At 64.6% G+C, this 23,509-nt stretch carries 24 protein-coding genes and 1 tRNA gene; 20 read left to right on the top strand and 5 right to left on the bottom strand.

Going from position 1 to position 23,509, the window contains the following annotated elements; genetic code table 11:
* Positions 1-49 precede the first annotated feature (49 nt).
* Both GGQ90_RS02885 and GGQ90_RS02880 read left to right on the top strand, forming a co-directional pair.
* Complete coding sequence (locus GGQ90_RS02885; RefSeq protein WP_188080737.1) at positions 50-1,321, top strand: ammonium transporter; 1,272 nt, start codon at positions 50-52, stop codon at positions 1,319-1,321.
* Positions 1,322-1,328: 7 nt separating this feature from the next.
* Positions 1,329-2,192 carry a glycosyltransferase gene (locus GGQ90_RS02880; protein ID WP_188080736.1) on the top strand — a complete coding sequence of 288 codons (864 nt, stop codon included), beginning with the start codon at positions 1,329-1,331 and terminating at the stop codon, positions 2,190-2,192.
* A gap of 49 nt (positions 2,193-2,241) precedes the next feature.
* Here the strand turns inward: GGQ90_RS02880 and GGQ90_RS02875 are convergent, their stop codons facing one another.
* On the bottom strand, positions 2,242-3,573 hold the full coding sequence (locus GGQ90_RS02875; RefSeq protein WP_188080735.1) for an MFS transporter: 1,332 nt from the start codon (positions 3,571-3,573) through the stop codon (positions 2,242-2,244).
* Between the two features lie 187 nt (positions 3,574-3,760).
* Here GGQ90_RS02875 and cyoA point away from each other — a divergent pair, with 187 nt between their 5' ends.
* The 9 genes from cyoA to GGQ90_RS02830 all read left to right on the top strand — a co-directional run bounded on the left by cyoA (position 3,761) and on the right by GGQ90_RS02830 (position 11,121).
* A complete protein-coding gene (gene cyoA, locus GGQ90_RS02870; protein WP_188080734.1) occupies positions 3,761-4,882 on the top strand; it encodes a ubiquinol oxidase subunit II in 1,122 nt (373 codons plus the stop codon).
* A gap of 5 nt (positions 4,883-4,887) precedes the next feature.
* The gene (gene cyoB, locus GGQ90_RS02865; RefSeq protein ID WP_188080733.1) at positions 4,888-6,888 is read left to right on the top strand and encodes a cytochrome o ubiquinol oxidase subunit I; all 2,001 of its coding nucleotides are present in this window, start codon (positions 4,888-4,890) and stop codon (positions 6,886-6,888) included.
* A 5-nt stretch (positions 6,889-6,893) separates the two neighbouring features.
* Positions 6,894-7,517, top strand: coding sequence for a cytochrome o ubiquinol oxidase subunit III (gene cyoC / locus GGQ90_RS02860; RefSeq protein WP_188080732.1), 624 nt, complete (start codon positions 6,894-6,896; stop codon positions 7,515-7,517).
* Complete coding sequence (cyoD, locus tag GGQ90_RS02855; protein WP_188080731.1) at positions 7,514-7,951, top strand: cytochrome o ubiquinol oxidase subunit IV; 438 nt, start codon at positions 7,514-7,516, stop codon at positions 7,949-7,951. The genes cyoC and cyoD overlap by 4 nt, the downstream gene beginning before the upstream one ends.
* Positions 7,948-8,673 (top strand): SURF1 family cytochrome oxidase biogenesis protein, encoded by a 726-nt coding sequence (locus GGQ90_RS02850; RefSeq protein ID WP_188080730.1) that lies wholly within the window; start codon positions 7,948-7,950, stop codon positions 8,671-8,673. The genes cyoD and GGQ90_RS02850 overlap by 4 nt, the downstream gene beginning before the upstream one ends.
* On the top strand, positions 8,670-10,004 hold the full coding sequence (locus GGQ90_RS02845; RefSeq protein ID WP_188080729.1) for an ATP-binding protein: 1,335 nt from the start codon (positions 8,670-8,672) through the stop codon (positions 10,002-10,004). Before GGQ90_RS02850 ends, GGQ90_RS02845 begins: the two co-directional genes overlap by 4 nt.
* Entirely contained in the window at positions 9,994-10,527 is a 534-nt protein-coding gene (locus GGQ90_RS02840) for a response regulator transcription factor (RefSeq protein WP_188080728.1), read from the top strand. Before GGQ90_RS02845 ends, GGQ90_RS02840 begins: the two co-directional genes overlap by 11 nt.
* A 64-nt stretch (positions 10,528-10,591) precedes the next feature.
* Positions 10,592-10,665: transfer RNA gene (locus GGQ90_RS02835), tRNA-Gly, on the top strand.
* Positions 10,666-10,956: 291 nt separating this feature from the next.
* The gene (locus GGQ90_RS02830) at positions 10,957-11,121 is read left to right on the top strand and encodes a transporter (protein WP_188080727.1); all 165 of its coding nucleotides are present in this window, start codon (positions 10,957-10,959) and stop codon (positions 11,119-11,121) included.
* Here the strand turns inward: GGQ90_RS02830 and GGQ90_RS02825 are convergent.
* The gene (locus GGQ90_RS02825; protein ID WP_188080726.1) at positions 11,103-11,510 is read right to left on the bottom strand and encodes a MerR family transcriptional regulator; all 408 of its coding nucleotides are present in this window, start codon (positions 11,508-11,510) and stop codon (positions 11,103-11,105) included. The genes GGQ90_RS02830 and GGQ90_RS02825 overlap by 19 nt on opposite strands.
* A gap of 77 nt (positions 11,511-11,587) precedes the next feature.
* Here GGQ90_RS02825 and GGQ90_RS02820 point away from each other — a divergent pair, with 77 nt between their 5' ends.
* On the top strand, positions 11,588-12,352 hold the full coding sequence (locus tag GGQ90_RS02820) for a MauE/DoxX family redox-associated membrane protein (RefSeq protein ID WP_188080725.1): 765 nt from the start codon (positions 11,588-11,590) through the stop codon (positions 12,350-12,352).
* A gap of 52 nt (positions 12,353-12,404) precedes the next feature.
* On the opposite strand, the gene GGQ90_RS02815 is transcribed toward GGQ90_RS02820, so the two are convergent.
* The 3 genes from GGQ90_RS02815 to serB form a co-directional block, all read right to left on the bottom strand.
* Complete coding sequence (locus tag GGQ90_RS02815; protein ID WP_188080724.1) at positions 12,405-13,898, bottom strand: L,D-transpeptidase family protein; 1,494 nt, start codon at positions 13,896-13,898, stop codon at positions 12,405-12,407.
* A gap of 68 nt (positions 13,899-13,966) precedes the next feature.
* Positions 13,967-14,224 (bottom strand): hypothetical protein, encoded by a 258-nt coding sequence (locus GGQ90_RS02810; protein WP_010337163.1) that lies wholly within the window; start codon positions 14,222-14,224, stop codon positions 13,967-13,969.
* A 160-nt stretch (positions 14,225-14,384) separates the two neighbouring features.
* Positions 14,385-15,263: a phosphoserine phosphatase SerB gene (gene serB / locus GGQ90_RS02805; protein ID WP_188080723.1), complete on the bottom strand. Its 879-nt coding sequence runs from the start codon at positions 15,261-15,263 to the stop codon at positions 14,385-14,387.
* Between serB and miaA the strand changes: the two genes are divergently transcribed.
* The 8 genes from miaA to leuA all read left to right on the top strand — a co-directional run bounded on the left by miaA (position 15,262) and on the right by leuA (position 23,403).
* On the top strand, positions 15,262-16,206 hold the full coding sequence (gene miaA / locus GGQ90_RS02800) for a tRNA (adenosine(37)-N6)-dimethylallyltransferase MiaA (protein WP_188080722.1): 945 nt from the start codon (positions 15,262-15,264) through the stop codon (positions 16,204-16,206). The genes serB and miaA overlap by 2 nt on opposite strands.
* Before the next feature lie 104 nt (positions 16,207-16,310).
* Positions 16,311-18,062, top strand: coding sequence for an acetolactate synthase 3 large subunit (locus GGQ90_RS02795; protein ID WP_188080721.1), 1,752 nt, complete (start codon positions 16,311-16,313; stop codon positions 18,060-18,062).
* Positions 18,059-18,406, top strand: coding sequence for a hypothetical protein (locus tag GGQ90_RS02790; protein WP_188080720.1), 348 nt, complete (start codon positions 18,059-18,061; stop codon positions 18,404-18,406). The genes GGQ90_RS02795 and GGQ90_RS02790 overlap by 4 nt, the downstream gene beginning before the upstream one ends.
* Positions 18,406-18,921, top strand: coding sequence for an acetolactate synthase small subunit (gene ilvN / locus GGQ90_RS02785; RefSeq protein WP_007707522.1), 516 nt, complete (start codon positions 18,406-18,408; stop codon positions 18,919-18,921). The genes GGQ90_RS02790 and ilvN overlap by 1 nt, the downstream gene beginning before the upstream one ends.
* An 88-nt stretch (positions 18,922-19,009) precedes the next feature.
* Positions 19,010-20,029, top strand: a complete 1,020-nt coding sequence (gene ilvC, locus GGQ90_RS02780; protein WP_004211826.1) for a ketol-acid reductoisomerase — start codon at positions 19,010-19,012, stop codon at positions 20,027-20,029.
* A gap of 239 nt (positions 20,030-20,268) precedes the next feature.
* Positions 20,269-20,889, top strand: a complete 621-nt coding sequence (locus GGQ90_RS02775; RefSeq protein ID WP_188080719.1) for a YceI family protein — start codon at positions 20,269-20,271, stop codon at positions 20,887-20,889.
* Positions 20,890-20,893: 4 nt separating this feature from the next.
* Positions 20,894-21,499: a YceI family protein gene (locus GGQ90_RS02770; protein ID WP_188080718.1), complete on the top strand. Its 606-nt coding sequence runs from the start codon at positions 20,894-20,896 to the stop codon at positions 21,497-21,499.
* Between the two features lie 230 nt (positions 21,500-21,729).
* The gene (leuA, locus tag GGQ90_RS02765; protein WP_188080717.1) at positions 21,730-23,403 is read left to right on the top strand and encodes a 2-isopropylmalate synthase; all 1,674 of its coding nucleotides are present in this window, start codon (positions 21,730-21,732) and stop codon (positions 23,401-23,403) included.
* Positions 23,404-23,509: the final 106 nt, after the last annotated feature.

Here is a 23,509-nt window from a genome sequence, read left to right as displayed (position 1 = left end):
CCCTGCCAAGGCTAGTCAGGGCGACCTGACCCCAACCGGACCTTCCTCCATGCGCCCAGCCCTTGCCCTGCCCGTCCTTGCCGCCCTGTCGCTGGCCCAGCCGGCCGCGGCCCAGGTGGCGGCGCCCGACAGCGGCGATACCGGCTGGATGATCGCCTGCGCCCTGTTGCTGCTGCTCGCCGCGCTACCGGGCCTGATGCTACGTCATGCGGGGCTGGCCAATGTCCGCCACGGGCTTGCCGCCATGGCCCAGACGCTGGTCGCCAGCGCGACGATCCTGCTCGGCTGGGGCCTTGCGGGCTACAGCCTTGCCTATGCGCCGGGCAGCGACTGGCTGGGCGGCGGCAGCAATCTGCTGCTCGCCAATCTCGCGCCGCTGCGCGACGGCCTCACCGTGCCCGAATCCGCCTTCGTCCTGTTCCAGATGGGCTTTGCCGTGCTGGCCGGGGCGATCGCAGTCGGCGCGATCGCCGGCCGCGCCCGCCTTGGCTGGGTCGCCGCCTTCGCGCCGCTCTGGCTGCTGCTGGTCTTCGCGCCGATCGTCCACTGGATGTGGGGTGGTGGCTGGCTCGCACAGCTCGGCGCGATGGACTTTTCCGGCGGCCTGGTCGTCCATGTCCTGGCCGGCTTTTCCGCCCTTGCCCTGGCGCTCGTCGCCGGGCGTCCCCGCGATGCGCAGGGTGGCGGCCACGCCCATATCCTCGCCATCGCCGGTGGCGCGCTCTTCTGGGTCGGCTATGCCGGCGCGGTCGGCGGCTGGGCACTGGGCGCCACCGACGATGCCGCCACCGCCATCCTCAACCTCTTCTTCGCCGCCTGCGCCGCCAGCCTCGGCTGGGCGCTGGTCGACCGGCTGCTCGGCGCCCATGCCAGCGCCACCGGCTTTCTGTCCGGCGCCATTGCCGGCCTCGCCGCCATTTCCGCCTCGGCCGCGCTGGTCGGCACCGGCGGAGCGATGCTGATCGGCCTCGCCGCCGCGATCATCGCCCGCATCGGCGCCGGTTTCGTCAGCGCCTGGATCGACGATCCCGCCCATGTCTTCGCCGTCCATGGCCTGGGCGGCGCGACCGGCGCGCTGCTGCTGCCGCTGTTCGTCCTGCCGCTGCTGGGCGGGGTCGGGTTCGACGCCGGCATCAGCGCCACCGCCAGCCTGCTCGCCCAGGCGATCGGCCTGGTCGTGATTGCGCTGTGGGCGCTGGTCGGCACCGCCATCGCCGCGCTGATCGTCTCGATCCTGGTGCCGCTGCGCGCCACACCCCAGGCCGAAGCCGATGGCCCGGATGCAGTCGAGCATGGCCAGCAGGGCTGGGACTTCCGCTGATCCCGCCATGGTCGTCGCCGTTGCCATCTTCGCCCATCAGGAGGAACGCCGGATCGCCGGCTGCCTCGGCTCGCTGCCGCTCGACCGCCCGGACACGATCTTCCATGTGCTGGTGAACGGCACCACCGACCGCACCGTGGAGCGCGCCCGCGCCGCCGCCGCCGGCCGCGCCCATGTGATCGTCCATGACATCGTCGCGGGCGGCAAGTCACGCACCTGGAATTATTTCGTCCATCACCTGCTCACCGGCACCGAGGATGCCGTCATCTTCCTCGACGGCGATGCCCAGATCGCGCCCGGATCGATCGACGCGCTGGTGGCAGACCTTGCCGCCCATCCCCAAGCCAACGCCGCCGCCGGTATGCCGGTCAATGGCCGCGAAGTGGAAACCTATCGCCGCAACCTGCGGATCGAGCGCGGCATCTTCGGCGATCTCTATGCCCTGTCCGGCCGCTTCGTCGCCGCGATCCGGGCGAGCGGCCTGCGCCTGCCCGATGACCTGATCGGCGATGACGGGCTGGTCGCCTCCTGGGCACATACGGACCTGGCGAGCGATGCCGACTGGCAATTGGAGCGCGTGCTGGCCTGTGAGGGCGCAGGCTTTGCCTGCGAACCGGTCGGCCTCACCCGGCCGCTCACCTGGCGGATGCATTATAAGCGGCTGATCAACTATTCGGTCCGCTATTATCAGAACCGCATCGTCTCCGACATCATGAGCCGGGACGGCCCCACCGGCCTGCCGCGCGAACTGGTCAGCCTCTATCCCGACTGGCTGCCGCGCTGGCGCCCGCGCCCCGGCCCGATCGGCTGGTTCGACCGCAAGGGCCTCGCCCGGATGAAAGCACGGGTCGCCGCCACAAAAAAAGCGTGATCGGCCAGGCCGATCACGCTTCTCATTCTGGCAAGGCCGTCGGCCGGGATCAGCGATCCCGCGCCGCCAGCTCCTTGTTGACGTAGAGCGCCACCATCGTCGCGATCGCACCCGACAGCAGGTAGATGCCCGACGCGGCGAGGCCGAACTTCACCGACAGCAGCAGCGCCAGCAGCGGCGCGAAGCCGGCACCGACCAGCCAGGCCAGATCCGACGTCAGCGCCGAACTGGTATAGCGCGCTTCGGTCGCGAAGTTGGATGCCACCACGCCCGACGACTGGCCGAAGGCCAGGCCCAGCAGCATGAAGCCCAGGATCATGAAGGCAACCTCGCCCAGATCGCCGCCATTGAGCAGCAGCGGCGCGACCACCGCGAAGATCGCGATGCCCAGCGCCGACCAGCCGAGCAGCGAGCGACGGCCGATCTGGTCAGCGATGAAGCCCGACACCACAATCGCCAGCAGGCCGACCGACGCGCCGATCATCTCGATCACCAGGAAGCGTTCGATCGGCTGGTCGGTGAACAGCACCACCCAGCTCAGCGGAAACACGGTGACCATGTGGAACAGGGCGAAGCTCGCCAGCGGTGCGAAAGCACCGATGATGATGTTGCGTCCCTCCGCCTTGACCGTCGGCAGCACTTCGGACGGCACCAGATCCTTCTGCTCGAACAAACGCTCGAACTCATGCGTCACCACGATGCGCAGCCGGGCGAACAGCGCCACGACGTTGATCGCGAAGGCGACGAAGAAGGGATAGCGCCAGCCCCAGTCGAGGAAGTCCGCTTCCGACAGGGTCAGCAGGAAGAAGGCGAACAGCCCGCTCGCCACCAGCAGCGCCAGCGGCGCGCCGAGCTGCGGCACCATCGCATACCAGCCCCGCTGGTGCGGCGGCGCGTTGAGCGACAGCAGCGAAGCGAGGCCATCCCATGTGCCACCCAGCGCAATGCCCTGCGCCGCCCGCAAAACGACCAGCACGACCGCAGCATAGTGGCCAATCGTCGCATAACCGGGCATAAAGGCGATCGCCGCGGTCGATCCGCCCAGCAGGAACAGGGCGGCCGTCAATTTGGTGCCGCGGCCATAATGCCGGTCGATCGCCATGAAGATCAACGACCCGATCGGGCGCGTGATGAAGGCGACGGAAAAGATCGCGAAGGAATAGAGCGTCCCCGTGAGCGGGTCGACATAGGGGAATACCAGGCTCGGGAAAACGATCACCGAGGCAATGGCATAAACGAAGAAGTCGAAAAATTCGGAGGTGCGGCCAATGATCACACCAATGGAGATATCCCCCGGTGCAATGCTGTGGTCGCGTGCATTGATTTTGCGCGCATCATCCTCAAGCTGGCTTGAAGTGAAGGCAATGGCCTGTGAACTCATAGGCATCCGCTCCCTGGCTGGGCCGACGGTGCCTATTTTGGGTCTCCCGACGGCCAGAGGATGGCAACATAACAGAAAACCCACAGAGTCTAAGCAGTATCCCACATCCGAAACATTTTTTGCGCGCGCACAACATTGGACAAATTGCCCTCTATCCGACTCCCTGCGGAACCGGTAGGCGCGCGCCATGTCACAGCCACCCTCCCCCCTCTGGACCCGCCTCCTGCGCTGGTCCGCTCCGATCCTTGCGGCGCCGCTGGCGGGCTGCAACTGGGTCGTGATGAACCCGTCGGGCGATATTGCGGTGCAGCAGCGCGATCTGATCCTGATCTCGGTCGCGCTGATGCTCCTCATTGTCGTGCCCGTCATGGCACTGGTCGTCTATTTCGCCTGGCGCTACCGCGCGACGAACGAGGCCGCCGAGAAGGAATATGACCCCGACTGGGATCATTCCACCAAGCTGGAGCTGCTGATCTGGTCGGCCCCGCTCCTGATCATCATCTGCCTCGGCGCGCTGACCTGGGTGAGCACGCACAAGCTGGATCCCTATCGTCCGCTCGACCGGATCAACGCGACCACCGCGATCGATCCCAAGGTCAAGCCGCTGACCGTCCAGGTCGTCGCGCTCGACTGGAAGTGGCTCTTCATCTATCCGGACCTTGGCATTGCCACCGTCAATGAACTGGCGCTGCCGACCAATGTCCCGGTCCGCTTCGACATCACCGCCTCGACCGTGATGAACAGCTTCTACGTCCCCGAACTGGCCGGCCAGATCTACGCGATGCCCGGCATGCAGACGCAGCTTCACGCCGTCGCCAACAAGCCCGTCACCGGGATCGGCTTCTCGGCCAACTATTCGGGCGCGGGCTTTACCCATATGCGCTTTGGCTATCATGCCTTCGACCAGGCCGGCTTCGATGCCTGGGTCGCCAAGGTGAAGGGCAGCGGCGCGGCACTTGACCGCACCGTCTACCAGACCCTGGCCAAGCCGAGCGAGAAGGCGCCCGTCGCCTATTTCGCCACCAGCGAACCCAAGCTGTTCGACGCGATCGTCAACCTCTGCCCCAAGCCTGGTCAGCGCTGCATGAGCGAGCTGATGCACATCAACCAGATGGGCGGCGCGGGCAAGGAATCGGCCAAGGAGACCGAAGGCCTCCAGTATGACTTCCCCAACAGCCATGTGATCGACCAGGAAGACCGCAACAAGGGGCAGGAAACCGCCCCTGACGCGCCGGGCGCTGGTGCGGCTGCACCTGCGGCCGATCACTCCTCTCACAGCGGCGCTGACGCGCACGCGCAGCATCGGTAAGGCCCATGACTGGCACACTCACAACAGCACAGATGATCTTTGGTCGTCTGACATGGGACAGCTTCCCATGGCATGAACCCATCGTCGTCGCGACTTTCTGCGCGGTGATGCTGGGCGGCGCGGCGCTCGTCGCCGGGCTGACCTATTTCAAGCTCTGGGGCTATCTCTGGAAGGAATGGTTCACCAGCGTCGATCACAAGAAGATCGGCATCATGTACATGGTGCTGGGCCTCGTCATGTTCCTGCGCGGCTTTGCCGACGCCGTCATGATGCGCCTGCAACAGGCTTTGGCCTTCAACGGGTCCGAGGGTTACCTCAACGCCCACCATTATGACCAGGTGTTCACCGCGCACGGCGTGATCATGATCTTCTTCGTGGCGATGCCGTTCATCACCGGTCTGATGAACTATATCGTCCCGCTGCAGATCGGCGCCCGCGACGTCAGCTTCCCGTTCCTGAACAATTTCTCGTTCTGGATGACCACGGGCGGCGCGGTGCTGGTGATGGCTTCGCTGTTCCTGGGTGAATTCGCCCAGACCGGCTGGCTCGCCTATCCGCCGCTCTCGGGGATCGACTATAGCCCGGCCACGGGTGTCGACTATTATATCTGGGCACTACAGGTGGCCGGTGTCGGCACGACATTGTCGGGCATCAACCTGATCGCGACCATCGTCAAGATGCGCGCGCCGGGCATGTCGCTGATGAAGATGCCGGTGTTCACCTGGACCTCGCTCTGCGCGAACATCCTGATCGTCGCGTCCTTCCCGATCCTGACCGCCACCCTGGTCCTGCTCTCGCTCGACCGCTATATCGGCACCAACTTCTTCACGAACGACTTCGGCGGCAACCCGATGATGTACGTGAACCTGATCTGGATCTGGGGTCACCCGGAAGTCTACATCCTCATCCTGCCGCTGTTCGGCGTCTTCTCGGAAGTCACCTCGACCTTCTCGGGCAAGCGCCTGTTCGGCTACACCTCGATGGTCTACGCGACCTGCTGCATCATGGTGCTGTCCTACCTCGTGTGGCTGCACCACTTCTTCACGATGGGCTCGGGCGCCAGCGTCAACAGCTTCTTCGGCATCACGACGATGATCATCTCGATCCCGACGGGTGCGAAGCTCTTCAACTGGCTCTTCACCATGTATCGCGGCAAGATCCGTTTCGAACTGCCGATGATGTGGACCGTCGCCTTCATGCTGACCTTCACCATCGGTGGCATGACCGGCGTCATGCTGGCCGTTCCGCCGGCCGACTTCGTGCTGCACAACTCGCTGTTCCTGATCGCGCACTTCCATAACGTGATCATCGGCGGCGTGCTGTTCGGCCTGTTCGCCGCAATCAACTACTGGTGGCCCAAGGCCTTCGGCTTCAAGCTGAACGTGTTCTGGGGCAAGGTCAGCTTCTGGTGCTGGCAGGTCGGCTTCTGGCTTGCCTTCACGCCGCTCTACATCCTGGGCTTCATGGGCGTGACCCGCCGCATGCGCGTGTTCGACGATCCCAGCCTGCACATCTGGTTCATCATCGCCGCCGTCGGCGCCGCCATCGTTGCGGCCGGCATCGGCGCCATGCTGGTCCAGTTCGCAGTGTCGATCTGGAAGCGCGACGAACTGAAGGTGGAAGGCGATCCCTGGGATGGCCGTACCCTGGAATGGGCGACCAGCTCGCCCCCGCCGGAGTATAACTTCGCCTTCACCCCGGTCGTCTACGATGCCGACAGCTGGGCCGACATGAAGAAGAATGGCTATCAGCGTCCGCTGACCGGCTATCAGCCGATCCACATGCCCAGCAGCACCGGCACCGGTGTGATCCTCGCGGGTCTCGCTACGGTCTGTGGCTTCGCCCTGATCTGGTACATGTGGTGGCTGGCAGCCCTCAGCTTCGTCGGCATGATCGGCTTCGCCATCTTCCACACCTTCAACTACAAGCGCGACTTCTACATCCCGCAGGATGTCGTCACGCGCACCGAGGAAGAGCGCACACGCATCCTCGCGGCGGGAGTCTGACCCACATGAGCAGCACAACTGCGACCCTGGAACCTCGGGCATATCATTTGCCCGAGGAACCCCACCTCCACGAAGGCCACAGCACCATGCTGGGCTTCTGGATGTACCTGATGAGCGATTGCCTCATCTTCGCCATCCTGTTCGCCACTTACGCCGTGCTCGGCGGCAATTTTGCCGGCGGCCCCGGCCCCAAGGATCTGTTCGACCTGCCGCTCATCGCGCTCAACACCGCGATGCTGCTCTTCTCGTCGATCACCTATGGCTTCGCCATGCTGGCGATGGAAAAGAACAAGGTCAGCGCCACCCAGGGCTGGCTGTTCATCACGCTCCTCTTCGGCGGCGCGTTCCTGTTCATCGAACTCTACGAATTCTCGCACCTCATCCATGAGGGCGCGGGTCCGTGGCGTTCGGCCTTCCTGTCGGCCTTCTTCACCCTGGTCGGCACCCACGGCCTGCACGTCACCTTCGGTTCGATCTGGCTGATCACGCTGATGGTTCAGGTGGCCAAGAAGGGCCTGATCCCGGCCAACAAGCGTCGCCTGATGTGCCTCAGCATGTTCTGGCACTTCCTCGACGTCATCTGGATCGGCGTCTTCACCTTTGTCTATCTGATGGGAGTCCTGCGGTGAGCGATGCTGTCCATCCCCACGGTCATGACCATTCGCACGGGCATCACGATGACCATCATGAAGAAGGATCGCATGGCAGCTTCGGCAGCTACATGATCGGCTTCGGCCTGTCGGTGATCCTGACGGCCATCCCCTTCTGGCTGGTGATGTCGAACGTGCTGGGCAATCCCGCGCTGACCGGCGTCATCATCATGGCCTTCGCCGCGGTGCAGGTGGTCGTCCACATGATCTACTTCCTGCACATGAACACCCGCATCGAAAGCGGCTGGTCGTTCATGGCGATGATGCTGACCATCGTTCTGGTCGTCATCGTCCTCTCGGGCTCGATGTGGGTCATGTATCATATGAACAACAACATGATGCCGCACGGCGATATGAACATGAGCGCCACGCACGACATGAGCGACATGCAGAATATGAGCGAAATGCCGTGACATCACAAAAGATCGGGGGGCGCCGCCGGCGCTCCCCGGGCTTTACGATCGGCCTGACGCTGATCGCCCTCATCCTTTTCTCCGGTCTTTTTGCGCTCGGCAGCTGGCAAGTCTATCGCCTCGCCTGGAAGCGCGATCTGATCGCCCGGGTCGACGCCCGCATCCATGCCGCGCCCGTCCCCGCCCCCCGCAGCGCCACCCGTGACGACGAATATCGCCGCATCACCGCATCGGGCCATTTCCTGCATGACAAGGCGGTGCTGACCCAGGCCGTCACCGTGCGCGGCCCCGGTTTCTGGGTGATGACGCCGCTGGTGACCGATGCCGGCTTCACCCTGATGGTCAATCGCGGCTTCGTGCCGCAGGACAATCGCACCCGCTACAGCCGGCCCCAAGGCACGGTCCAGATCGTCGGCCTGCTGCGCCTCACCGAACCGAAGGGGGGATTCCTGCGCAGCAATGATCCCGCCGCGGGCCGCTGGTATTCGCGCGATGTCGCCGCGATCGCCGCCGCGCAGCATGTCGCCCCGCCGGTCGCGGACTATTTCGTCGATGCCGGCGCCAATTGCACGCCCGACACCGCGCCGGTCGGCGGCCTGACCGTCGTCCGCTTCCCCAACAACCACCTCCAATATGCCATCACCTGGTTCATACTGGCGGCGATGGTCGCAGGCGCCTACATCTTCCTCATGCGTCGGGATCCAGAAGACAGCGCGGAATGAGCGAGACCCAAGCCGTCAGGCGCCGCTGGCTGCCCAGCCAGTGGCCCGCCGATGCCGCCGGTCGCAAGAATATGGCGCTGCTGATCCAGCTGCGCTGGATCGCGATCGCCGGGCAGCTGGTAACTATCCTGATCGTCCAGTTCCTGATGGGGGTGCGCCTGCCCCTCGCCCCGATGCTGCTGGTCGCGGCCGTCGCCGTTCTGGTCAACGCCGCCAGCTTTGCGGCGCTGCGCCCCCGGACCGACATCACCCGCGCCGAACTGTCGGTATCGCTGCTGTTCGACGTGCTGCTGCTGACCGCCCAGCTCTATCTGTCGGGCGGCGCGACCAATCCCTTCGTCTCGCTCTATCTGCTCCAGGTCGCGCTCGGCGTGCTGCTGCTCGACCGGGCCAGCGCCTGGGGCATCACCGCCGTGTCGGCGCTGTGCGCCGGCCTGCTGGCGCTCGACTATCGCCCGCTCGACCTTAGCGACCGGCTGGCGGGCCGGCTGTTTGACCTGCACATCATCGGCACCTGGATCTGCTTCACCATGATCGCGGTGCTGCTGGTGCTGTTCATCACCCGGATCAACCGCAATCTTCAGGCGCGCGAAGCCTATCTGGCCAGCATGCGCCAGCATGCGGCGGAGGAAGAACATATCGTCCGCATGGGCCTGCTCGCCTCGGGCGCCGCGCATGAACTGGGCACCCCCCTCGCCCAGCTCGCCGTGGTGCTGGGCGACTGGCGCCGCATGCCCGAAATCACCGAGCATCCCGCCCTGGTCGAGGAAGTTGGCGAGATGCAGAGCGCGGTGCTGCGCTGCAAGGCGATCGTCACCGGTATCCTCCTCTCCTCGGGCGAAGCGCGCGGCGAGGCGCCGGCCGTGACCAATGTCCGCGACTTCATCGAAGGGATTGCAGCGGAATGGCGCCGCGCCAATCCGGGCATGCCGTTGCGCTGCGACTTCGGCCCGCATGACTATCCGCGAATCATCGCCGACCCGGTGATCCGCCAGGCGGTCGGCAATCTGCTCGACAATGCGCGGGAGGCCGGCGCCACCTATATCGACCTGCTGGTCGGACGCGACAGCGCCTCGCTCAACATCGCCGTGCGCGACAATGGCAGCGGTTTCTCCCAGACCATGCTCGAGGATTTCGGCAAGCCCTATCGCTCCAGCAAAGGCAAGGAAGGCCATGGCCTTGGCCTCTTTCTTGTGGTCAATGTCGTCCGCAAGCTGGGCGGCAGCGTATCGGCCAGCAATGGCGCCGATGGCGGCGCGCTGATCCTGCTGCGCCTGCCGCTGGAAACGGTGGCGCTGGAAGAAGAAGGTGACAACGAAGATGACAGCTGAACGGCTGCTGGTGATCGTGGAGGATGACGAGGCATTCGCAAAGACGCTCAAGCGCTCCTTCGAGCGGCGCGGCTACAGCGTGCTGACTGCCGCCAGTCATGGCGCGCTGGAAGAGGTGCTCAAGGACAATCGTCCCGGCTATGCCGTGGTCGACCTGAAACTCGGCCCGGAATCCGGGCTGGTCTGCGTCCAGATGCTACACGCCCATGATCCTGCCATGCTGATCGTGGTGCTGACCGGCTTTGCCAGCATCGCCACTGCGGTCGAGGCGATCAAGCTTGGCGCTACCAACTATCTCGCCAAGCCGTCCAACACCGACGATATCGAAGCCGCCTTCGCCCGCTCCGGCGGCGATCCGGGCGCGCCACTCGCGCCGCGCCCGACATCGATCAAGACGCTGGAATGGGAACATATCCACGAGGTGCTGAAGGATTGCGACTTCAACATCTCCGAAACCGCCCGGCGCCTGGGGATGCATCGCCGCACCCTCGCCCGCAAGCTGGCGAAACGCCAGGTCGGCTAATTTCGCGCGCGCCCATCAAGCCCCGTTGACCACGCGCCATGGCCATGCCATGGCCGGTCGCGACGCGGGTGTAGCTCAATGGTAGAGCAGCAGCTTCCCAAGCTGACGACGGGGGTTCGATTCCCCTCACCCGCTCCAGACAGCCCCGTCCTGTCCTACAGCGCGCCCGCGCGCTATCATCCCCACAGCCTCTTGCATCGCTTTCCGATAGGATCAGGCGGACGCAACATAATGTCAGAATGTGCGGGAAATATGCGAAGTTAAGCGCGCGATTTCCAACATTTACCCGATCACACTCGCGCCGCCCGCGTTGCATATATCTGAAGCAACAGCGTTAAAGCGCCGTTTACGTGATCGCGCTCACGGATTGATCGTTGCGAAAGCGATATTCCCTGCCCTGCAGTCGAACGGAAAAGGGCGGACGGATCAATGACCGAAGGCAAGAGTCCGGAAGATATCTGGCACATCATCAGCGAACAGCGGCGCATGATGCGCGACCATTTTCGCCGCGATCCCACCGGCTATTCGGTGCGTCGGGAAATGTCGCGCCGGCAGATGGCGCAGAAGCAGGACGATCAGACGCAGGACGTCTGAGCGCCGTCCTCGAACGCCGCGATGATCGGGCACGGCCCCTCATCGGAGGCATGGCATTGCCGGGCCAGCCGCGTCAGCGCCGCCCGCGCCGCCTCCAGTTCAGCGATCTTCAAATCCAGCGCCGCGATCCGATCGGCCGCCAGTTCACGCGCCCGCTTGCGATCCTGCCCGGCATCGAGTTGCAGCAGCTCGCCAATCTGTTCCAGCGTAAAGCCCGCCGCCTGCGCCGACCGAATGAAGCGCAGTCGGCGGATATCGCCCTCGCCATAGCGGCGCACACTGCCCTCCGGCCGATCGGGCGCATCCAGCAGGCCGCGCCGCTGGTAGAAGCGCACCGTCTCCACCCCGACATCGCCCGCGCGGGCCAGTGCGGAAATTGTCATGCTCATGCCTTGACTCCGTACCATGGTACAGACCCTATATGCGGGGCATCGCACCAGAAACAAGCCTGACAAAGGATGATGCAATGCCCACAGCCTCGGAAAATTCGGGCGCGGAAAAGACGGCCCAACTTTATCGCATGGTGATGCCCGGCCATGTCTGTCCCTATGGCCTCAAAGCGCGCTGGCTGCTGCGCCGCCATGGCTATCAGGTCGAGGACTATGCCCTCGCCAGCCGGGCCGAGACCGACGCCTTCAAGGCGCAGCATGAGGTCAAGACGACGCCGCAAATCTTCATCGATGGCCGGCGGATCGGCGGCCATGACGATCTGCGCCGCTTCCTGGGCCTCAAGGTGCCTGTGCCCGGCGCGACCAGCTATGTGCCGGTGCTGGCCGTCTTCGCCGTCGCCGCCTTGATGGCACTGGCGATCAACTGGCTGACCTTGGCACCACTGGTCGGCCTGCTGGCGCTGGAGCGGTTCATCGCCATCGCCATGATGCTGCTCGCCATGCTGAAGCTGCAGGATGTGGAGCGGTTCGCGACCATGTTCCTGAACTACGACCTGCTCGCCCGCCGCGTCATTCCCTATGGCCGTGTCTATCCCTTCCTGGAACTGGGCGCGGGCGCGCTGATGCTGACCGGCCTTGCCCCCTGGCTGTCGATCCCGGTCGCCCTGTTCATCGGCGGCATCGGCGCGATATCGGTGTTCAAGGCGGTCTATATCGAGAAGCGCGAACTCAAATGCGCCTGCGTCGGCGGCAGCAGCAACGTGCCACTCGGCTTTGTCTCGCTGACCGAGAATGTCATGATGGTCGCCATGGCCCTGTGGATGCTGGCAGGCATCCACTGATCCAACAGCGCGGATGCTGGCCGGCATCCACTAAATCGGCAGGACGGGGAGGCTACTCCCCGTCCCGTCCGTAATCGTCGGGCAGGAACTGCACCCCGTCCGCCGTCGGCACCGCCGTCAGATAGGTGAGATAGACCGGCACTGGCCGGGGCAGCGGCACATATTGTTCGGGCGCATCGCTGTCGGCCGTCGGCGTCTTGCCGAAGAACCAGCGCCCGAGCCGCTGCGCATCCTCCAGCCGGACGCAGCCATTGCTGAAATGGCGTACCGGCTTGGCGAACAGGCCCCGGTCGGGGGTGTCGTGCAGATAGATGCCCAGGTCATTTGGGAACATGAACTTGATCTTCCCCATCGCATTATTGCCGCCGGGCAACTGGCGCACGCGCAATTCGCGCTGCCCCGCTGCCACCGCCTGCCAGTCGATCTCGCTCTGGCTGAGCGTCTGCGCGTCGGCGGTCCAGTCGTTCAACGCCTCATAGCGCATCTTCCTGAGCGTCGCCCCGTCCAGGATCTTGGGAGCCACCTTGCGCTCGACCAGGTCGGGCGGGATGTTCCAATAGGGATTGAGCGTCGCATAGCGGATCATGCCCGCCATCATCGGCGTCTGGCTTTCCTTCGCACCAGCCACGACCTTCATCGATCCGTCCAGTTCGCCGCCGCTATAATAATAGAGCCGCGCCGATGCCGCATCGACCTCGACATGGCGCACCCATGGACCGGGCAACAGCCGCGCCCGCTCCAGATTGAGCGTCAATATCCGGCCATAATAGCCTGGACCACGATTGAGCGCCTCGATCGTCTGCGCGCCGGCAATGCCGTCGGCATCCAGCCCGTGATCGGCCTGGAACAGCTTGACCTTTGCCGCCAGCGCCTTGTCATAATCGACCCCGTCGGGCAGCCCCAGCCGATGCCGCAGGATCGCGATCTCGCCGCTCGATCCGCCCGGCCGCAGCTTGACGTCGGTCGGCACAATCACCGCCGGCAGACCACCCCAGCGCTTCTCATAGGCGCCACTCGCCGCGCGCAACTTCATGTAGGTCGGGCTCATCCAGCCCGCCTTCTCGACATAGGTCGCCAGCGACGGCGCCACCGCCGCCGCGCGCAGCACCTCGGCCGCATCGGGCGCCTGCGGCTCCACCTCGGGGTCGAGATAGCGCATCTTCACCGCCTTCGATGGGCGGCGGACATCGGCGACATAAGTGGCCAGCGCTTTCGACAGGGCGACATCGACCCGCGCCAGCGCCTTGGGGTCGCCCGAAGCATCAGCCTCCTTGATCGCCCGCAACAATCCCCTGGCATCATAGTCGCGCGACCGCAGCCCGTCCTGATCGGCACTGTCGAGCAGCGCCAGCAGAGCTTGCGCCGGTTCGGCCCGGACCTTGCCCTTCTCGCTCCACAGCGGCCAATAGCCGCGCGTGCCATAGAAATCGCGCAACTTGCCGCTGGCCGCCGCCCGGATTTCGGCGGCCACGCTGGATCGCGCCGCCGTATCGCTGGCGACCGGCTGCGCAGCCGCCATCCCCGGCACGGAACCGGCGATCAGCATGGCGAGGATCAGGGAAGCAGCATGTCGGGGGGCGCGGCGGAAATGCCGCGCCCGGAAAGAAAGATTGCTCAGCCGCGTTCTCCGGAACGGGGCGGTGCCGGCGGCGGCGGGGGCGGCGGACAGGGCGGTCCCTGGACCGGGTGATAGATGCCGTCCGACGTGTAATAGCCGTCGACATAGCCATCGCCATTGCGGTCTGCGGCCACCGTGCCGGCAATCGCGCCCGGCCCGAGCGGCGGCGCGCTGGTCACCGGCGCATCATTTTTCGAGCAGGCGCTCAGCGCCAGCAAGCTACCGGCGACCAGCGCCATTGTCTGGATTTTCATATCATCTCCCTGTGCGCCACGATCCTGTCGCAACGCCAATTGGACCCACTGCCGGGATGCAGTGCGGGGACAACGGTTCAGGGGCGAAATGGAATCCATTACCCTTGTGCAATGACGGCAGGACGTGCCCCAAGCACGCCCAGCCGTTAAGCATATGGGATTAGTCGCGGACCCAGTCGGCCGAAGCGATGCCCTGCGCATAGAGCAGCACCGACAGGTCGCCATGGACGATCTCGGCCGCCGCCGCTTCGCGGGTCTTGGGCTTGGCATGATAGGCGACGCCCAGCCCCGCCGCTTCGATCATCGGAATGTCATTGGCGCCGTCGCCCACCGCCAGCGTCAGCCCACGGTCGATCCCGCCGTCGATCGCGGCCTCCAGTTCGGTGCGCTTGCGCGCGGCATCGACGATCGGCACGGTAACGGTGCCGAGCAGCGCGCCGTCGGCAATTTCCAGCACATTGGCGACATGGACGTCGAAGCCGATTTCTGCCGCGACCGGCCCGGTGAAGCGAGTGAAGCCGCCAGAAACCAGCAAGGTGCGCGCGCCGCGCGCCTTCATCGTACGCACCAGTTCGCGGGCGCCGCCCATGATCACCACCCGCTCCTCGCGGCACTGGTCGATCGCGCTGTCGGGCAAGCCTTTCAACAGGGCGACGCGGCCGTGCAGCGCGCCTTCGAAATCCAGTTCGCCGCGCATCGCCCGTTCGGTGATCTCGGCAATCTGCGGCTTGATCCCGGCATAGTCGGCCAGCTCGTCGATGCACTCGACGGTGATCATGGTCGAATCCATGTCGGCGATCAGCAGCTTCTTCTCGCGGCCCGCCGCCATCTGCACGATCACGTCGACCCGATCGCCAATGTCGGTCAGCGCTGCGCGGGCGGTAACGGGATCGCTGCCGAAGAAAATATCGGCCGCCTTGCCCTCGTCCAGCCAGACGCTATCGACCGGAGCGCAGCCGGCAGAGGCCAGCCGTCCGGCCGCTTCGGCAATATCCGCCTGTTTCAGGGTCTCAACTGCCACTAAGGTCGCGACGAACATGAACACTCCCGCACATATGCCGGGCGAATCCCGCCCACCGGTCGCGCTTATTGCCGGGCCGACCGCCAGCGGCAAGAGCGCGCTCGCCGTCCGCCTGGCCCAGATCGCCGACGGCGTCGTCATCAATGCCGATGCCAGCCAGGTCTATGCCGACCTTGCGATCCTGTCCGCCCGGCCCTCGCAAGAGGAAATGGGCGGCGCGCCCCATCGCCTGTTCGGCCATATCGACGGAGCGGAAGCCTGCTCCGCCGCGCGCTGGGCCGCCGAGGCCAGGGCAGAGATCGACGCGGCTCATGCCGCCGGCAAGCTGCCGGTGCTGGTCGGTGGCACCGGCCTTTATATACGGACCTTGCTCGACGGCATCGCGCCGGTGCCGGACATCGACGCCGATATCCGCGCCGCCGTGCGCGACATGCCGGTGGCGCAGGCGCATGAAGCGCTGCGGGTCGAAGACCCGGAAGCCGCCGCCCGCCTCGCCCCAGCCGACACCACCCGCGTCGCCCGCGCGCTGGAGGTGGTGCGATCGACCGGCAAACCACTCAAGCAATGGCAGCAGCACAAGCAGGGCGGCATCGCCGATCGCATCAACCTTTCCCCGATGATCCTGCTGCCGCCGCGCGACTGGCTGATCGAACGCTGCGACCGGCGTTTCGAGCTGATGATCGATCAGGGCGCGGTCGCCGAAGTGGAGGCCCTGCTGCCCCGCAATCTCAATCCCGACCTGCCGGTGATGCGGGCGATCGGCGTGCCTGAAATCGCCGCCTGGCTCAAAGGTGACATCGATCGTGACACGATGATGGCGCGCGGCCAGCTTGCCACGCGCCAATATGCCAAGCGGCAATATACCTGGTTCTCCAACCAGCCGCCGCAGGACTGGCACCGCGAAAACAGACCGATTAATGCCGAAATTGCCAGTGAATTAGCAATTAAATTACAACAATAGGGGTTGACCACGCATTTTATGTCCTCTAGACGCTGGCGCCTTGCCAATGCGGGCGCGACGGCGCAGACCCGCGAGCCAGCATCTTAAAAAAGAGGAGTTTCATCGTGGCCGAAAAGAGCGGCGCGGACATTTTGGTCGAGTGCCTGGTTGATCTGGGCGTCGAAGTTGTGTTCGGCTATCCGGGCGGCGCCGTGCTGCCCATCTATGACGCGCTCTATAATCACCCCACGATCAAGCATGTCCTAGTGCGCCACGAACAGGGCGCGACCCACATGGCGGAGGGCTATGCCCGTTCGACCGGCAAGCCCGGCGTCGTCCTGGTCACGTCCGGCCCGGGCGCGACCAATGCCGTCACCGGTATCACCGACGCGCTGCTGGATTCGATCCCGATGGTCGTCATCACGGGCCAGGTTCCCACGCAGCTGATCGGCACCGACGCCTTCCAGGAAGCGGACACGGTCGGCATCACGCGCCACTGCACCAAGCATAATTATCTGGTGAAGACCCCCGGCAAGCTGGCCGAAGTCGTTCATGAGGCTTTCCACATCGCCACCACCGGTCGCCCCGGCCCGGTCGTCGTCGACATTCCCAAGAATGTCCAGATCGCGACCGCGCCCTATGCCCGGCCGGAGCTGAGGGTCCATGCCAGCTATCATCCGCAGACCAAGGCGGATGCCACCGCGATCGACGCGGCGGTCGAGATGCTGGCGGCGGCCGAGCGGCCGATCTTCTACACTGGCGGCGGCGTCATCAATTCGGGTCCGCAGGCCAGCGCGCTGCTGCGCGAACTGGCGGCGATGACCGGCGCGCCGGTCACATCGACCCTGATGGGCCTGGGCGCCTTCCCCGCATCCTCCGACCAGTGGGTCGGCATGCTGGGCATGCACGGCACCTATGAAGCCAATTGGGCGATGAACCAGGCTGACCTCATCCTCTGCATCGGCGCGCGTTTCGACGATCGCGTCACCGGCCGGCTGGACGCCTTCGCGCCCAACAGCCGCAAGGTGCATATCGATATCGACCGCAGCTCGATCAACAAGATCGTCGATGTCGATGTCGCGGTCGTCGCCGATGTCGGCAGCGCGCTGGAGGACATGATCGCCCTGTGGAAGCAGCGCGCCCATGAAAAGGCGGACCTGTCGGCCTGGTGGGCGCGGATCGCCGAATGGCGCGCCAAGAAGAGCCTGTCCTACCCCGAAAGCGGCAGCGAGATCATGCCGCAAAAGGCGATCGCAGACCTCTACAAGGCTACCCGCGCAACCGGCAAGGACATCATCATCACCACCGAAGTCGGCCAGCACCAGATGTGGGCGGCCCAGCATTTCGGTTTTGAAGACCCCAACAAATGGCTGACCTCGGGCGGCCTGGGCACGATGGGCTATGGCTTCCCCGCTGCCATCGGCGCGCAGATGGGCAATCCCGACAGCATCAGCATCTGCATCGCCGGCGACGCATCGATCCAGATGAACATCCAGGAAATGGGCACCGCGACCCAATATCGCCTGCCGGTGAAGATCTTCATCCTGAACAATGAATATATGGGCATGGTCCGCCAGTGGCAGGAACTGACCTATGAAAGCCGCTATTCCAACAGCTATTCGGACAGCCTGCCCGACTTCGTGAAGCTGGGCGAAGCCTATGGCTGGACCGGTATCCGCATCGAAGGACCGCAGGAACTGGAGGCCGGCATCCGCCAGATGCTGGAAACCGACGGCCCCGTGATCGTCGACTGCCGCGTCGCGAAGCTCTCCAACTGCTTCCCGATGATCCCGTCGGGCGCGGCCCATACCGACATGCTGCTCGATCCCAACCAGATCGAAGGCGTGATGTCGGACGAGGCGAAGGCACTGGTGTGACCGCCACCGCCAAGGTCCGCATTTTCGTGACCGAACCCTGGGATTTCGAACGGATCACAGGCGCGACCGAACTCACCGGCTGGACCAGCGACCATGCTGACCCCGACAATGAGGAATGGGAAGTGCATCTGGATAGCGGGTTCGAATATCATGGCTTGCAGGTCGATCGGCTGCTGGCCGGCCCACGCTATGTGGGCGAACATCTCCTGCGGATGTTCGACGCGGTGACGGCCTTCCCCGTCCGCCTCGCCCACCCGCAGGACGATGATTGGCACTATGCCTTTATCGGCATGATCTCGCCGCGCCCCGAGCGCGAAGAAATGGAAGACGGGAACAGCATCTGATGCATATCCACGAAGAACAGAGCGAGCGGCACGTCCTGTCGCTGACGGTGTCGAACGAGGCGGGCATATTGGCCCGCATCGCCGGCCTGTTCACCGCGCGCGGCTATAATATCGACAGCCTGACCGTGGCCGACATTACCGACGACCATGCGATCAGCCGCATCACCATCGTCACCAACGGCCCGCCCAAGGTGATCGACCAGATCATCGCCCAGCTCGACCGGCTGGTCCCGGTCCACAAGGTCACGGACCTGACCGACGCCGGCCCGTTCGTCGAGCGCGAGCTGGCGCTGGTCAAGGTTGCCGGCACCGGCGATCACCGGATCGAAGCACTGCGCCTGGCCGATGTGTTCCGCGCCAAGGTGGTCGACACCACGATCGAAAGCTTCATCTTCGAGATCACCGGCACGACCGAGAAGATCGACAATTTCGTCGGCCTGATGCGCCAGGTCGGCCTGGTCGAGGTCGGTCGCACCGGCGTCGCCGGCCTGATCCGCGGCAAGGAGCCGGCCTGACATTCCATTCCGCGCTGTTTCGGCAGCGTTCCGTTCCACCACTATTGTCTAACGCCCCCTGCATGGGGGGACGAGAAGGGGTTTTCCAATGAAGGTTTATTACGATCGCGACGCGGACATCGGCCTGATCAAGGGCAAGAAGGTCGCCATATTGGGCTATGGCTCGCAGGGTCATGCCCATGCGCAGAACCTGCGCGACTCCGGCGTTGCCGAAGTCGCCATCGCGCTGCGTCCCGGTTCGCCCAGCGCCAAGAAGGCCGAAGGCGCCGGCTTCAAGGTGCTGCCGAACAAGGAAGCCGCCCAGTGGGCCGACGTGCTGATGATCCTGGCGCCCGACGAGCATCAGGCCGCCATCTATGAAGCCGACATCAAGGGCAATCTGCGCCCCGGCGCCGCGCTCGCCTTCGCCCATGGCCTGAACATCCATTTCGGCCTGATCGAAGTCCCCGCCGACATCGACGTCATCATGATCGCGCCCAAGGGTCCGGGCCACACCGTGCGCGGCGAATATCAGCGCGGCGGCGGCGTCCCCTGCCTGATCGCCGTCCATCAGGACGCGACCGGCAACGCCCATGACATCGCCCTGTCCTACGCCTCGGGCGTCGGCGGCGGCCGCAGCGGCATCATCGAAACCAACTTCCGCGAGGAATGCGAAACCGACCTGTTCGGCGAGCAGGCCGTTCTGTGCGGCGGCGCCACCGCGCTGGTCCAGGCCGGTTTCGAAACCCTGGTCGAAGCCGGCTACGCCCCGGAAATGGCCTATTTCGAGTGCCTGCACGAGCTGAAGCTGATCGTCGACCTGATGTATGAAGGCGGCATCGCCGACATGCGCTACTCGATCTCGAACACCGCCGAATATGGCGACATCAAGACCGGCCCGCGCATCATCACCGAGGAAACCAAGAAGGAAATGAAGCGCGTTCTGGCCGACATCCAGTCGGGCCGCTTCGTCAAGGACTTCATCCTCGACAACCGCGCCGGCCAGCCCGAACTCAAGGCCAGCCGCAAGCAGGCTGCCGCCCACCAGATCGAAAAGACCGGTTCGCAACTGCGCGCCATGATGCCCTGGATCGGCGCCAACAAGCTGGTCAACAAGGACAAGAACTAAGCGGATAGCAGCCCCTCCCTTCCAGGGAGGGGTTGGGGTGGGTGCGAGCGAAGCGAGCCCGTCGCTCAGCGAATTGGCGCCGCAAGTGCGGCGCACCCACCCCCTGCCCCTCCCTGAAAAGGGAGGGGAGAAATAGCGGCAAACCGGAACGATCCGTTTCCGGTTACGCCTCTGGAACAATCGAGGGACGTGGCATATTCTGTGCCGCGTCCCTTGAATGCTTTTGGAGAGCGTTTCCCATGCGCAAATATCTGATCTCTGCCGCTGCCCTGATCGCGGTCGCCGGCGGCACTGTTGTCATCGCCCAGGCCCCGATGGCCGTCCCCGGCAGCAAGGATGCCGCCAAGGTCACCGGCGGCACCTACAGCGTCGAACCCAGCCACACCCAAGTCGTCTTCGCCTATGACCATATGGGCTTCACCAACAATATGGGCGTCATCACCCAGCCGACCGGCACGTTGACGCTGGACAAGGCCAACCTCTCCGCATCGAAGGTGTCGATCGAACTGCCGATCGCCAACCTCACCACCGGCATTCCGGCGCTGAACGAGCACCTCGCCAAGCCCGAATTTTTCGACGCCGCCAAGTTCCCGACCGCGACCTTCGTGTCGACCGGCGTGAAGGCCGACGGCGCGACCGGCGCGGACATCACCGGCAACCTGACCATCAAGGGCATCACCAAACCGGTGACGCTGGACGCCGAATTCTACGGCGCCGGTGCGAACCCGATGAACAAGAAGGAAAATGTCGGCTTCGTCGCGACCGGCACGATCAAGCGCAGCGACTTCGGCATGGGCGGCTTCGTTCCCGTCGTCGGCGACAATGTCGAACTGAAGATCATCGTCGCCTTCCAGAAGTGATGCGATGATCCCCCGCACGGCCCGCGCGATCCTGCTTCTGAGCCTGATCGCGTGCGTGCCGGCGGCGGCCAGTCCTGCTGGCGGCCCTGCGCTCTATGCGCCGGGCCGCTATGCGGTCGACAATAATGCGACCAAGGTCCACTTCCATGTGAAGGCCCTGGTTGGCGGCTATGAAGGCGATTTCACCCAGCCTGAGGGCATGGTGATGATCGACCCCGCCCGGCCCGAGCGGGCCGACGTCGACATCAACTTCCCGGTCGAGAAGATGACCACGGGCGATGCTTCGACCGACGCCATGCTGAAAGGCGACAGCTTTTTCGACATGGCCCATTTCCCGACCGTGCGCTTTACCGCCAGGGACGCGCCACTGGCCGGCAGCGACAGCGCAACGACCATTCCCGGCGAACTCACCATGCACGGCCAGACCCGCGCGGTCGCCCTGTCCGTCCGACTGACCGGGGTCACGCCCGACGAAGCGCCCGGCATCGCCACCCTCCACTTCACCGGCAGCATGAGCGTCGAGCGCAGCCACTATGGCATGGGCTTTGGCCGCCTCTTCGTGTCCGACAAGGTCGATCTGACCATCGACGCAATTTTCCATCGCGCCTGAGCCCCCTTTCGCAAGAAACGGCTTTACGCTCCCCCTGTCGGCGTTTATGGGGACAGCATCATGCAGAGCGTCGCGCTTCTTACCCTGCTACGACTTACACGCCCTTAGGCGTGGCTTTTGTGCTGCCTTCCGGCTAAGGGCAGCGTCGATCCGCCTAAGGGCATTCATCACAGTCAAGTCGTACCCCGGAGCGCACAATAGCGTCCCGTGCCAGGAAGTAGTTTGATCCCATGATGCTGACCGATCCTTCGCAGAAATACCGTCCCTTCCCCCAGGTGGACCTGCCCAATCGCCAATGGCCGTCCAAGGTCATCACCAAGGCGCCCCGCTGGCTGTCGACCGACATGCGCGACGGCAACCAGTCGCTGATCGACCCGATGAACGCGGAAAAGAAGCGCCGCTTCTTCGACCTGCTGGTCAAGGTCGGCGTCAAGGAGATCGAGGTCGGCTTCCCCGCCGCCGGCGCCACCGAGTTCGATTTTATCTCCGGCCTGGTCAAGGACGGCGCGATCCCCGACGATGTCATGCCCCAGGTGCTGACCCAGGCGCGCGAGGATCTGATCGCCACCACCTTTGAAAGCCTGCGCGGCGCGAAGCAGGCGATCGTCCATGTCTATAACGCGATCTCGCCGGCCTGGCGCAACATCGTGTTCCAGATGGAACGCCCGGAAATCAAGCAGATCGCGATCAACGCCGCCAAGCTGCTGCGCGACAATGCGGCGCGGATGCCCGACACCGACTGGCATTTCGAATATAGCCCCGAAACCTTCTCGACCGCCGAGCTGGATTTCAGCCTGGAATGCTGCGAGGCGGTGATGGACATTCTCCAGCCGACGCCGGAACGGCCGCTGATCCTGAACCTGCCCGCCACGGTCGAGTGCGCGACCCCCAATATCTATGCCGACCAGATCGAATGGATCTGCCGCAACATCTCGCGCCGCGACAGCGTCGTGATCTCGCTGCACACCCATAATGACCGTGGCACCGGCGTTGCCGCCGCGGAACTGGGCATCATGGCAGGCGCCGACCGTGTCGAAGGCTGCCTGTTCGGCAATGGCGAGCGCACTGGCAATTGCGACCTGGTGACCGTCGCGCTCAACATGTACACGCAGGGCATCGATCCGGAACTGGACTTCAGCGACATCGACGAGGTCATCCAGACCGTCGAATATTGCAACCAGCTGCCGGTCCACCCGCGTCACCCCTATGCCGGCGAACTGGTGTTCACCGCCTTCTCAGGGTCGCATCAGGACGCGATCAAGAAGGGCTTTGCCGCACAGGAAGCGCGCAACGACCTGTTCTGGAACGTCCCCTATCTGCCGATCGATCCCAAGGATCTGGGCCGCGACTATGAAGCGGTGATCCGCGTCAATTCGCAGTCGGGCAAGGGTGGCGTCGCCTGGGTGCTGCAGCAGGACAAGGGCTATAAGCTGCCCAAGCGGATGCAAGCCGACTTCTCGAAGGTGGTGCAGGCGCTGGCCGACCAGTCGAGCCGCGAACTCAACGCCGCCGACATCTCGGCCGCGTTCGATGATTATTATCACCAGACCGGCGACCAGGCCTATAGCCTGATCGACTATCATGAGAGCGGCAGCGCAGGCGACCGCATCTTCACCGGTAAGATCGTCCATGAAGGCGGCGAACGCTCGATCTCGGGTCGCGGCAACGGCCTCATCTCGTCGGTGTTGGCCGCGCTGCGCGACGAACTGGGCGTGGTGCTGGAGGTCGCCGACTATAATGAGCACGCCATCGGCGCCGGCACTGATGTGAACGCCGCCGCCTATGTCGAATGCCGCACCGCCGACGGCCGCACCGTCTTCGGCATCGGCACCGACAGCGACGTCGCGACCGCATCGGTCAAGGCCGTCCTCTCGGCCGCCAATGCGGTGGCCGTGCGGGGCTGATATTCCGCCCCCGCATTCATGAATGCCCGTCATTCCCGCGAAAGCGGGAACCCATCTCCTAGCCTTGCCCAATAGACCGACGTTCGGGAGATGGGTCCCCGCTTCC

Source organism: Sphingobium scionense (assembly GCF_014197035.1).
GTDB classification, from domain to species: Bacteria; Pseudomonadota; Alphaproteobacteria; order Sphingomonadales; family Sphingomonadaceae; genus Sphingobium; species Sphingobium scionense.
Note: the sequence above shows the minus strand (reverse complement) of the source record. Positions and strands in the feature narration are given on the sequence as shown.